This window comes from Streptomyces sp. NBC_01463 (genome assembly GCA_036227345.1).
GTDB lineage: Bacteria > Actinomycetota > Actinomycetes > Streptomycetales > Streptomycetaceae > Streptomyces.
Map to the genome: position 1 here is coordinate 6,716,321 of CP109468.1, position 12,452 is coordinate 6,728,772.

Genomic DNA, 12,452 nt, shown 5'->3' on the forward strand with positions numbered 1-12,452 from the left:
CATGACCCCACCCAACGGCGGCGACCTGCTCGTCGAGACGCTGCGCGGACTCGGCGTCGACACGGTGTTCGGCATCGTCAGCGTGCACAACCTGCCGCTCGTCGAAGCCGTCGACCGCGACCTGCGCTTCGTGCCCGTCCGCCACGAAGCCGCCGCGGTCAACGCCGCCGACGGCTACGCCCGCGCCACCGGCAGCCTCGGCTGCGCCCTCACCAGCACCGGCACGGGAGCGGGCAACGCCGCGGGCTCCCTCATCGAGTCCCTCAGCTCCGGCACCCCCGTCCTGCACATCACCGGACAGATCGACAGCGAACACCTCGGCTCCGGACGCGGCTTCATCCACGAGACCAAGGACCAGCTCGGCATGCTCCGCGCGGTCTCCACCCACGCCGTCACCGTCACCGACGCCGTGGACGCGGGCGACATCCTCCGCGACGCGGCGGCCCGCGCCCTCACCGCACCGCACGGCCCGGTCAGCGTCGAATGGCCCATCGACCTGCAGTTCGCCCCCCAGCAGCTCACCGGCACCCCCGTGCCGAAGCCGGCCGTCCCCGCCCTGCCCGACCCGGCACTCCTCGACGAAGCGGCCGCCCTGCTGTCCGCCGCCCGCCGCCCCCTCGTCTGGGCCGGCGGCGGAGCCAACAGCGCCCGCCCCGAACTCGCCGCGCTCCTCGACGCACTGAACGCCGGACTCGTCACCTCCAACTCCGGCCGCGGCTCCGTCCCCGAATCCGACGACCGCGTCCTCGGCAACTACGCCACCGCACCCGCCGGCCGCGCCCTGCTCGCCGAGGCCGACGTCCTGCTCTCCATCGGCACCCACTTCCGCTCCAACGAGACCGCCGACTACAGCCTCGGACTCCCGCCCGTCCACATCCAGCTGGACCTGGACCCGGCAGCCCCCGGCCGCGTGTACCCCGCCACCTGCGCCCTCCACGGCGACGCCGCCACCGTCCTCGCCGCACTCCTGGGACGCGTCACCAGCGGCGGTACGGAGACGAGCTGGCCGGACCGCGTACGCAGGGCCCGCACCGACGCCCGCACCGCACAGCGCCACGCCATCGGACCCCAGGCCGCCGTCAACGACGCGATCCGCGACGCCTGCCCGCCCGGCTCCGTCATCGCCCGCGACGTCACCATCCCCTCCTCCACCTGGGGAAACCGGCTCCTGGAGATCACCGACCCGGCCACCAACGTGTTCCCCCGCGGCGGCGGCATCGGACAGGGCCTCGCCATGGGCATCGGCGCCGCACTCGGCCGCCCCTCCACCCCCACCGTCGTCATCGCGGGCGACGGCGGCCTCGCCGTCCACCTCGGCGAACTCCTCACCCTCGCCCAGGAGAAGCCCGACCTCACGCTCCTCGTCTTCAACGACGGCGGCTACGGCGTCCTGCGCAACATGCAGGACAACCACTTCCCCCGCCGCTCCGGAGTCGACCTCACCACCCCCGACTTCGCCCTCCTCGCCGCCGCCGTCGGCCTCCCGTACGCCCGGATCGCCGCCGAAGCCGACGCCGGACCCGTCATCAGGGCCGCCACCGCGTCCCCCGGCCCCACCCTCGTCGAGATCGACCTCGCCGCGCTCGGCCCGATGAACACCCCGTTCACCCCGCCGGTCAAGCTCCCCGCGACCGCCACCGATACCTCAGGAGAAGGAGGCAACCCGTCATGACGCCCGCCGAGGAACCCCGGCTCGACCTGCTCGTCCACCGCATGACCTGGGAGGCCGACGGAGTCCTGAGCATCGAACTCGTCCACCCCGCGGGCGACCCGCTCCCCGCCTGGCGGCCCGGCGCCCACATCGACGTGCACACCGGCGGACACATCCGCCAGTACTCCCTGTGCTCCGACCCCGACGACACCACCCGCTGGCGCATCGGCATCCTCCGCGAACCCGCCTCCCGCGGCGGCTCCGCCCACGTCCACACCCAGCTCCGCCCCGGCCAGACCCTCCATGTCCAGGGTCCCCGCAACCACTTCGAGCTCGACCCGGCGGGCGACGCCACCGGTTACCTCTTCATCGCCGGCGGCATCGGCATCACCCCGCTCCTCGCCATGGCCCGCGAGGCCGCCCGCACCGGCACCCCGTGGCGCCTCGTCCACGGCGGCCGCACCCGCACCTCCCTGGCCTTCGGCGCCGAACTCACCGCACTGGCCGGACTCCCGGGCGGCACAGTCGAATTCGTCCCGCAGGACGAACACGGCCACCTCGACCTCGACACCCTCCTCGGCGACCTCGCCCCCGGCACCCAGGTCTACTGCTGCGGACCCGAACCCCTCCTCGCCGCCGTCGAGGAACGCCACCCCGGCGCCCGCACCGAACGCTTCGCCGCACCCGCCGCCGCACCCCGCGACGGCGCGGACAGCGCCTTCGACCTCGTCTGCTCCCGCACCGGACGCACCGTCGAGGTCGCTCCCGGCACCTCCGCACTCGACGCACTGGAGAGCGCGGGCATCCCCGTCGCCTCCTCCTGCCGCGACGGCATCTGCGGCACCTGCGAGACCAAGGTCCTCGAAGGCACCCCCGACCACCGCGACTTCCTGCTCACCGACACCGAACGCGAAGCCGGCGCCTCGATGATGCTCTGCGTCTCCCGCGCCCGGACCCCCCGCCTCGTACTCGACCTCTGAACCCCTCCGAACGAACCCCTACCGAAGGGATGCGGACATGACCACCCCGACCACCCCGCAGTACCTCGACCCGAACCAGGCACGCACCACCGAGCCCACCCCGTACGAGAAGAAGCTCGCCGCGGTGATCGAAGAGGTCTTCGGCAGCGGAGCCCACGACCTGCCCGGCCTCGTCGCCGGACTCAACGCCCGCGACCTGCCCGCACCCGACGGCACCCCGTGGACCGAGGAAACCTTCCGCAACGAGATGCGACGACTGGGAGCGTGAGCCGATCATGACCACCGACACCACCACCGCGGACCCGGGCACCCCCACCCGCCCCTCCGAGGTCGCCCGCCCCGGCCGGCGCACCGCCGACAAGCTCTTCGCCACCGGCATCCGCAACCAGTGGTACGCCGTCTGCCCCTCCGGCTTCGTCCCCGCGGGCGGCATGAAGCGCCTCACCCTCCTCGGCGAGGAATGGGTCCTCTTCCGCCGTGCCGACGGCACCCTCCACATGCTGGAGGACCGCTGCCCCCACCGCGGCGCCCGCCTCTCCCTCGGCAAGCACCTCGGCGACCGCATCGCCTGCTGGTACCACGGCGTCCAGGTCGACGGCACCGGCACCGTCGCCGCCGTCCCCGGCCTGCCCGGCTGCAACCTCGAAGGCAAGCAGCTCGTCGCCGCCCCGCACGTCATCGAGACCGGCGGCGGCATCCTCGCCTACTTCGGCGACGAGGAGCACCCCGAACCGGCACCGCTCGTACTTCCCGAACCCCTCACCGACCCCGGCACCTCCGCGTTCCTCTGCTACGCCGAGTGGAACGTCAACTGGCGCTACGCGGTGGAGAACCTCCTCGACCCCATGCACGGATCGTTTCTCCACCGCGACTCGCACAGCATGGCCGAGGGCCAGACCACCGCACGCTTCCGCATCCGGGAGACCGAGCGCGGCTTCTTCTTCGAGAAGACCGACCAGACCGGCGTCAACTTCGACTGGGTCGAACTCTGCCGCACCGGCGTCGACTGGGTCGACCTCACCATCCCGTACCCGCCGACCGCCGGCCCCGGCGGACCCTTCGGCATCGTCGGCATGGCCACGCCCATCGACGAGAACCGCTGCGCCGTCTTCTTCTGGCGCTACCGCAAGGTCACGGACTGGCAGCGCGACACCTGGCGCTTCCTCTACAAGACGCTCCTGGAGGACCGCCACTGGGAGGTCCTCGAACAGGACCGCATCATGCTGGAGGACCTGCGCACGGACGCCGACCAGGCGGAGAACCTCTACCAGCACGACCTGGGCGTGGTCCGCGTCCGCCGCATGTACCGCACGGAGGCGGAAGCACAGGCAACGAAGGCCTGACCGCCTCGGGTCCTCAATCGCCGGCAGCACAGCCCGCCACCGGCACGCTCAAGCCGGACACCGGCAAAAATCAAGCCCGTCCGGCGATTGAGGACACGTGCACCCGGGGCAACAGTGCCCAAATCAAGCCCGTCCGGCGATTGAGGACACCCCCCGCACCGGGGCCCCGGTGCCCCCGCGGAGCGCCCCCGCCAAGCCCGCCCCCGCCAAACCGCTACGCCCCCGACTCCGCAGCCAGCACAGACCGCTCAAGCTTCTCCAGCAACCCCGCCAACTGCCCGCACTCCGCCGCGGTCAGCCCCGCCAGCATCCGCCGCTCGTTGTCCAGATGCTCCGAGAACAGTTCGTCGATCACCGACAGCCCCTCGTCCGTCAGCCGCGAGTGCACCACCCGGCGGTCCTCCGGATCCCGCTCCCGCCGGATCAGCCCGTCCTTCTCCAGACGGTCGATCCGCAACGTGACCCCCGCCGAGCTGATCAGCCCGGAATCGGCCAGCTCACCCGCCGTACGCCGGAACGGCGCCCCCGCCCTGCGCAGCGCCGTCAGCACATCGAACCCGGCCATCGACAGCCCCTTGCGCTCCACCGGCCGCGAGATCGCCGCGCTGTACCGCAGGAACGCCCGGTGCAGCCGGCCGAACACCTCCAGCGGAGCCGTGTCCAGCTCGGGCCGCTCCCGCCGCCAGTCCGCCACGATCGACGCCACCGCGTCCTCCCGCGGCGCGGACCCGGCCGGCCCCGCAGATGCCGCGGACCCCGCGGACGCCTGGTTCTTCGCCATCCCGGGCACTCCTCCGTACAGGTACACCGTCATCAAGAATCTTAGCCCTCAAAGGACGACGTCGGCCCCCGTCAGCCCAGCGAGAACCCGCCTGCACACCGCACCCCGCATACGGCAGCATGGCCCCCATGTCCGTACTGATGCGCGATGAAGCGCAGGCCCGAGCCCAGTTCCTCGACGTACAGCGGTACACGATCGACCTCGATCTGACCGCGGGGGAGGAAACCTTCGACTCCCGAACCGTCATCCGGTTCACCGCCCTGGCCGACGGTGACACCTTCGTCGAGATCAAGCCCGCCACCTTGCGCTCCATCAGCCTCGACGGACACGCACTGGACCCCGCGGACCTCGACGAGAACCGCTTCCCCCTCACCGCGCTCACCGCAGGCCCCCACGAACTGCACATCGACGCCGCCATGCGCTACTCCCGCACCGGCGAAGGCATGCACCGCTTCACCGACCCCACCGACGACGAGACCTACGTCTACACCCAGCTCTTCATGGACGACGTCCAGCGCGTCTTCGGCGCGTTCGACCAGCCCGACCTCAAGTCCGTCTTCGCCCTCACCGTCACCGCCCCCGAAGGCTGGACCGTCCTCGGCAACGGCATCGCCGAGCACACCGGCGAAGGCCGCTGGGCCCTCGCCCCCACCCCGCCGGTCTCCACCTATCTCGTCGCCGTCGCCGCCGGCCCCTGGCACTCCGTGACCACCGAACACGCCGGACTGCCCTTCGGCATCCACTGCCGCCGCTCCCTGGCCCCCCACCTCGACGACGACGCCGACGAGATCCTCGACATCACCCGCGCCTGCTTCGACCGGTTCCAGGAGAAGTTCGACGAGCCCTACCCGTTCGACTCCTACGACCAGGCCTTCGTCCCCGAGTTCAACGCGGGCGCCATGGAGAACCCCGGCCTCGTCACCTTCCGCGACGAGTTCGTCTACCGCTCGGCCGTGACCGACACCGAACGCCAGACCCGCGGCATGGTCATCGCCCACGAGATGGCCCACATGTGGTTCGGCGACCTCGTCACCCTCGCCTGGTGGGACGACATCTGGCTCAACGAGTCCTTCGCCGAGTACATGGGCTACCAGACCCTCGCCGAAGCCACACGCTTCACCGACACCTGGGTCGACTTCGGCGTCGCCCGCAAGGGCTGGGGATACGACGCCGACCAGCGCCCCTCCACCCACCCCGTGGCACCCGACCCCGCCGCCGTCCCCGACACCGCGTCCGCGATGCTCAACTTCGACGGCATCTCCTACGCCAAGGGCGCATCCGCCCTGCGCCAGCTCGTCGCCTGGCTCGGCGAGAAGGACTTCCTCGCGGGCATCAACACCCACTTCGCCCGCCACAGGTTCGCCAACGCCACCCTCGCGGACTTCATCGACAACCTCGCCTCCGCCACCGACCGCGACGTCCACGCCTGGGCCGACCAGTGGCTGCGCACCACCGGAGTCGACACCCTCACCCCGCACGTCGACGAGGCCGACACCACCTGGTCCCTCGCCGTCGACCACCACGGGACCCGCCCCCACCGCATCACCGTCGGCACCTACGACCACACCATCGACACCCAGTCCGGCCCCGACCGGCTCGTCCTGCGCGACCGCTTCGACATCGGCATCCCCCAGGAGAGCGCCACCGAGGAGAACGCCACCCAGGACGGCGCCGTCACCCGCCCCGGCCGCCGCCCCGCCCTCGTCGTCCTCAACGACAACGACCTCACCTACGCCAAGATCCGCCTCGACCCGGACTCCTGGCGCACCGTCCTGGACAGCCTCTCCGGCATCCCCGACGCCCTCACCAGGGCCGTCGTGTGGAACGCCGCCCGCGACATGGTCCGCGACGGCGAACTCGCCCCCGCCACCTACCTCGAAACGGCCCGCACCCACCTCCCGCACGAGACGGACCTGGCCCTCCTCCAGGGCGTACTCGCCTTCGCCGACACCCAGGTCGCCGCACGCTACGTCACCCCCGAGGACCGGCCCGCCGCCCTCGCCACCCTCACCGCCCTCACCCGCGACCTGATCCGCCGCACCGAGGACGGCAGCCACCCCGGACTCCGCCTCACCGCCGTCCGCCACTTCATCGCCGCCGCCACCCAGCCCGACACCATCCACGGCTGGCTCACCGACGGCACCGTCCCCGGCGGCCCCGAACTCGACCCCGAACTGCGCTGGCGCATCCTCACCCGCCTCGCCGTCCTCGGCGCCACCGACGAAACCGCCATCGCCGCCGCACTCGAAGCCGACCCCAGCGCCACCGGCCAGGAAGGCGCCGCCCGCTGCCGCGCCGCCCTGCCCACCCCCGAGGCCAAGGCCGCCGCCTGGAACGCCATGTTCGGCGACGACACCCTGTCCAACTACCTGTTCACCGCCACCGCCCAAGGCTTCTGGCAGCCCGAACAGACCGACCTCGTCACCTCGTACGTGCCCCGCTACTACCCCGACGCCACCGCGCTCGCCGTACGCCGCGGCCCCGCCATCGCCGAAGCCGCCGGACGCTACGCCTTCCCCGCGTACGCCGTCGACACAGACAGCCTCCGCCTCGGCGAACAGGCCCTCACCGACCGGGCCCTCATCCCCGCCCTGCACCGCAAGCTCGCCGACCAGATCGACGACCTGCGCCGCGCCCTCACCGTCCGCACCGCCCACTGACCCGAGGCCCCGCACCACCCGCACCACCCGCACCACCCGTGCCCGGCCCGCCCTCACCCGAGGACGGGCCGGGCACACCCGTATCCGGGCACGACCGCAACCGAACCCGCCCCCTCCCATGCGACTCCGTGTCCGGCTCCCCGTCCCGACCCAACTGCCCGCGCACCCCTACCACCCGCACCCCACGCCAACACCCCCAAGCGCCGGCCCATCCCCCTTTCGAGTTCAGATCACCGAGCTCACCGGCCGCGCCCACCGAAACCCGGACAAGCTGGCATGTCCACCCGTGTGCACCCGAAGGGCCAGCCAGCCATGCCCACCCCACCCCTCGCCGGATCCACCACCGGACCCACCGCCCTGCGCCCCCTCATCGACACCGTCCTCACCGCCCTCCAAGAAGGCGCCCGCCGCCGCGACGGCCCCCTCCCCGCGGGCGGACCCGACACCGTCACCACCCAGCTGCGCGCCGCCCTCGACCCCGTCATCCCCGAACACGGAACCGGCGCCCACCACGCACTCGCCACCCTCATCGGCGCCCTCACCGAAGGCGCGGCCGACCCCGCGGACCCGCTCTGCGCAGCCCACCTCCACACACCGCCCCTCGCCCTAGCCACCGCAGCCGACCTCGCCGCCTCCGCCCTCAACCCCTCCATGGACTCCTGGGACCAGGCCCCCGCCGCCTCCGCCCTCGAAGCCGACACCACCGCCGCCCTCGCCGCCGAGATCTACCCCCGCCACCCCGCACCCGACGCCCTCGTCACCACCGGCGGCACCGAAGCCAACCAACTCGCCCTGCTCCTCGCCCGCGAACGCCACGGCGCCATCCAGACCATCACCGGCAGCAACGCCCACCACAGCATCACCCGCGCCACCTGGCTCCTCGGCCTCCCCACACCCCTCACCGTCCCCGCCCCCCACGGAACCATCGACCTCACCGCCCTCGGCGACACCCTCACCCGCCACCAGGGCCACGGCCCGCTCCTCGTCACCGCCACCGCAGGGACCACCGACACCGGCCAGATCGACCCCCTCACCGACATCGCCGACCTCTGCGACACCCACGGCGCCGAACTCCACATCGACGCCGCCTACGGCGGACCACTCCTCCTCAGCCCCACCCACCGCACCAAACTCACCGGCCTCGACCGCGCCCACAGCGTCACCCTCGACCTCCACAAACTCGGCTGGCAACCCGCATCAGCCGGCATCCTCGCCGTCCCCGACCGCCACCACCTCCACGCCCTCCACCACCACGCCCCCTACCTCAACGCCGACGACGACACCGAAGCCGGACTCCCCGACCTCCTCGGCCGATCCCTGCGCACCACCCGCCGCCCCGACGTACTCAAGATCGCCGTCACCCTCCAGGCACTCGGCCGCACCGGACTCGCCGACCTCATCGACCGCACCTGCACCGCCGCCCACCGACTCGCCGACCTCATCACCAAGAACCCCGCCCTCGACCTCTACGACCGCCCCACCATCAGCACCGTCCTCTTCCGCCCCACCGACACCGACGACCACACCGTCGCCACCATCCGCCGCACCCTCCTCGACCGGGGCCACGCCGTACTCGGCCGCACCCACATCCAAGGCCGCCTCTGGCTCAAGGCCACCCTCCTCAACCCCCACACCACCCCCGACGACCTCGACCGACTCCTCGGCCTCGTCACCCACCTCGCCACAGACATCACGGAAGGCAGCCCCAACCGATGACAGCCCGGCCAGCCCGGTCCGACCGGCCCACCCCCCAGACCGACCAGCCGCACGACCTCGTCGGGATCGGCATCGGCCCCTTCAACCTCTCCCTCGCCGCCCTCGCCCACGGCATCCGCGAACCCCTCACCGCCACGTTCTACGACCAGCGCCCCGCCTTCCACTGGCACCCCGGCCTCCTCATCGACGGCGCCAGCCTCCAAGTCCCCTTCCTCGCCGACCTCGTCACCCTCGCCGACCCCACCAGCCCCTGGACCCTCCTGAACTACCTACGCACCCGCGACCGGCTCTTCCCCTTCTACTTCGCCGAGCGCTTCCACATCCAACGCGCCGAATACGACGCCTACTGCCGCTGGGTCAGCCAGCAACTCCCCAGCCTCCACTTCAGCCACCAGGTCGACGCCATCCGCTGGAACCCCGAACACGCCCACTTCGAAGTCGACTTCACCCAGCTCGACCAGGACGGCGAAGCCGAAGCCCTCGGCCGCGCCCACACCCGCCACATCGCCCTCGGCATCGGCACCGAACCCCACATCCCCGAACCCCTCAAACCCCTCGCCGACGCAGGCTCCGTCCCCGTCATCCACTCCGCCGACTACCTCCACCACCGCCAGCAGCTCCTCGACGCCGAACACATCACCGTCATCGGCTCCGGACAGTCCGGCGCCGAGATCTTCCTCGACCTCCTCCGCGCCCGCCCCGCCGGCCGCGAAAAGCTCCACTGGCTCGCCCGCACCCCCGCCTTCGCCCCCATGGAGTACTCCAAACTCGGCCTCGAACACTTCACCCCCGACTACACCCGCTACTTCCACGCACTCCCCGAATCCGTACGCGACCAACTCGTCCCCGACCAATGGCAACTCCACAAGGGCATCGACCACGACACCATCACCGCCATCCACGACGAGCTCTACCGCCGCACCCTCCACGGCGGCTGGCCCGACGCCACCCTCACCCCCGGCGTCTCCGTACGCACCGCGGGCCGCGTCGCCACCACCCGCGTCGAACTCCACCTCGAACACACCCAGCAAGGCACCCGCACCCGCCTCACCACCGACGCCGTCGTCCTCGCCACCGGCTACCGCGAACGCCCCCTGGACCAGATCCTCGGCAGCCTCGGCACCCACCTGCGCCGCGACGCCGCCGGACGCCCCCGCATCGACGACCAGTACCGCCTCGACCTCGACCCCACCATCACCGGCAACATCTACGTACAGAACGCCGAACGCCACACCCACGGCGTCGGCGCCCCCGACCTCGGCCTCGCCGCCTGGCGCAGCGCCACCATCCTCAACAACCTCACCGGCACCACCCCCTACCCCCTCCCGCAACGCACCGCCTTCACCACCTTCGGCCTCACCCCCCACCCCCACATCCCGGCCCAGAACCCCGCCCTCATCCCTCTCGTCCGCACCAACTGACCCACCCCGCACACAGAGAAGGGCGGCCGCCCCCTCCCACGAAGGAAGAGAGCGGCCGCCCCGCACACACGGACCCGCACCCGGCTAGAACACCGGCGTACCGTCCCGCGTCAGACGCCAGTCCACCGAAGCGAACTCGGCACCGTCCACCGAACCCTTCGCCTGCACCCACGCGATGATCGTGTTCCGGATCTCCTCGGAATTCGCCCACAGCTGCTTCGCAGCCGGCACATGCGGGAAGTTGCCCCCGCCGCTCGCCCGGTAGTTGTTCACCGCCAGCACGAACTGCGCCGCCGGATCAATCGCCTTCCCCTCGAACGACAGACCCACGATCCGCGAACCATTCGGCTTCGCGATATCGATGTCGTACGTCAGCCCCGACACCGCGTCATAGTTGTAGTCCGGCGTGCTGCCCGCGTTCGTCAGATTCTCCGGATCCACCGGAGCACCCGCCGCCGTCTGCACGTAATACCGCGCCGAGAACTCCAGATAGTCCTTGATCTGCGCACCCGTCACCAAACGCGCCTCAAGGGTGTTCTCGAACGGATACAGCCCCGCCGCATCCTTGATCGTCACATTCCCCGCAGGAATCTGCGCCGTACGCGAGAAGCACGAGGCCTGCGAAAGCACCGGCAGCGCCGCGTACTCGCCACCCGCCAGCGCCGCCTTCACCGTCTCCGTCTGGACGACGTTGATCAGATCGATGATCGGCTCGTCCTTCCACGCCGCCTCGGCCGTCGTCATCGCCGCAGCCGACGTGCCGATCACCTGGTTGACGTACGCCACGACCTTCTTGTGCTCGTCCGCCAGCAGCCTCGTGATCTTCCGGTCCTCCGCCACCGTGTTGGAGTTCAGCACCTGGGAACCGGCCTTCTCGACCACCCAACGGCCCTTCTCCCACACCAGGTCGAAGTCGAACAGCGTCAGCCGCTGCCCCCACTTCAACGGCTCCGACAGCACGACCTTCTTACCGGTCTCCTTGTTCTCCACGAAGTACTCGGGGATCTCCAGATGCGCATGACCCACCAGAATCGCGTCGATCCCCGGCACCTGCTCCGCCACCAGACCCGCCGCGTTCTCCACGTACGGAATCTGATCGCCGTACGACGACGTCCCGCTGTTCCCCGAGTGCGCCGACACGATCACCACGTCCGCACCCATCGAACGAAGCCGCGGCACGTACTTCGCCGCCTGCTCCTCAAGACCCGGGAACACCATCTTCCCGCCCACGTTCACCTTGTCCCAGATCGCGATCCCCGGGTTGGTCAGACCCAGGATCGCCACCTTCACATCCCGGCCGTGCGGCGTACGCAGCTTCTTGATCACATACGGCGCGAACGCCGGCCGCAACGTCTTCGCGTCCAGCGCGTTCGCCCCCAGCAGCGGGAAATCACACTGCTCCTCGAACTTCCGCAGCACCGGAATGCCGTAGTTGAACTCGTGGTTGCCCAGCGCCGCCGCGTCGTACCCGATCGCGTTCATCGCCTGCGCCATCGGATGCACCGGACCGTGCTTCGCCGTGATCGGATCGATCTTCGCGTAGTAGTACGACAACTGCGTGCCCTGGATCGTGTCACCCGCATCGATCATCAGGGTGTTGTGGCGGCCCTTCTCCCGGCGCACCTGGTCCACCAGCGTCGAGATCTTCGCCAGACCGACGTCGTTGTGGTCCTTGTCGTCGAACTCCTTGTCCGTGAAGTAGTCCCAGTTGAACGCGTTCCCGTGCAGATCCGTCGTCCCCATCACGGTGAACGAGTACCGCTTCGGCGGACGCCCGTGGCCGTGCCCGTGACCATGCGCCTCGGCCGGGGCCGCCGCCCCGCCGGCGATCGCCACACCCGCACCGGCCGCGGCCGACGTACCCAGGAACGTCCTTCGGTTCAGCGGCATCTCGTTCTCT

At 71.0% G+C, this 12,452-nt stretch carries 9 protein-coding genes; 7 read left to right on the top strand and 2 right to left on the bottom strand.

Annotated features, from left to right (window positions below; all coding sequences use genetic code 11):
* The first annotated feature begins 1 nt into the window (after position 1).
* Genes OG521_29620 through OG521_29635 form a run of 4 tightly spaced genes read left to right on the top strand, consistent with a single transcriptional unit; the run spans position 2 to position 3,974 of the window.
* The gene (locus OG521_29620) at positions 2 to 1,672 is read left to right on the top strand and encodes a thiamine pyrophosphate-binding protein (GenBank protein WUW24700.1); all 1,671 of its coding nucleotides are present in this window, start codon (positions 2 to 4) and stop codon (positions 1,670 to 1,672) included.
* Positions 1,669 to 2,631: a PDR/VanB family oxidoreductase gene (locus tag OG521_29625; GenBank protein ID WUW24701.1), complete on the top strand. Its 963-nt coding sequence runs from the start codon at positions 1,669 to 1,671 to the stop codon at positions 2,629 to 2,631. Before OG521_29620 ends, OG521_29625 begins: the two co-directional genes overlap by 4 nt.
* Positions 2,632 to 2,668: 37 nt before the next feature.
* Complete coding sequence (locus tag OG521_29630; protein WUW24702.1) at positions 2,669 to 2,899, top strand: hypothetical protein; 231 nt, start codon at positions 2,669 to 2,671, stop codon at positions 2,897 to 2,899.
* Positions 2,900 to 2,906: 7 nt separating this feature from the next.
* Complete coding sequence (locus OG521_29635) at positions 2,907 to 3,974, top strand: aromatic ring-hydroxylating dioxygenase subunit alpha (GenBank protein ID WUW24703.1); 1,068 nt, start codon at positions 2,907 to 2,909, stop codon at positions 3,972 to 3,974.
* Between the two features lie 214 nt (positions 3,975 to 4,188).
* Here the strand turns inward: OG521_29635 and OG521_29640 are convergent, their stop codons facing one another.
* Positions 4,189 to 4,755, bottom strand: a complete 567-nt coding sequence (locus tag OG521_29640) for a MarR family transcriptional regulator (protein WUW24704.1) — start codon at positions 4,753 to 4,755, stop codon at positions 4,189 to 4,191.
* A 128-nt stretch (positions 4,756 to 4,883) separates the two neighbouring features.
* On the opposite strand from OG521_29640, the gene pepN reads away from it, so the two are divergent.
* The 3 genes from pepN to OG521_29655 all read left to right on the top strand — a co-directional run bounded on the left by pepN (position 4,884) and on the right by OG521_29655 (position 10,552).
* Positions 4,884 to 7,415 (top strand): aminopeptidase N, encoded by a 2,532-nt coding sequence (pepN, locus tag OG521_29645; GenBank protein ID WUW24705.1) that lies wholly within the window; start codon positions 4,884 to 4,886, stop codon positions 7,413 to 7,415.
* A 312-nt stretch (positions 7,416 to 7,727) separates the two neighbouring features.
* Positions 7,728 to 9,131 (top strand): aminotransferase class V-fold PLP-dependent enzyme, encoded by a 1,404-nt coding sequence (locus OG521_29650; protein ID WUW24706.1) that lies wholly within the window; start codon positions 7,728 to 7,730, stop codon positions 9,129 to 9,131.
* Complete coding sequence (locus tag OG521_29655) at positions 9,128 to 10,552, top strand: SidA/IucD/PvdA family monooxygenase (GenBank protein ID WUW24707.1); 1,425 nt, start codon at positions 9,128 to 9,130, stop codon at positions 10,550 to 10,552. The genes OG521_29650 and OG521_29655 overlap by 4 nt, the downstream gene beginning before the upstream one ends.
* An 84-nt stretch (positions 10,553 to 10,636) precedes the next feature.
* Here the strand turns inward: OG521_29655 and OG521_29660 are convergent, their stop codons facing one another.
* Positions 10,637 to 12,442, bottom strand: a complete 1,806-nt coding sequence (locus tag OG521_29660; protein WUW24708.1) for a 5'-nucleotidase C-terminal domain-containing protein — start codon at positions 12,440 to 12,442, stop codon at positions 10,637 to 10,639.
* Positions 12,443 to 12,452: the final 10 nt, after the last annotated feature.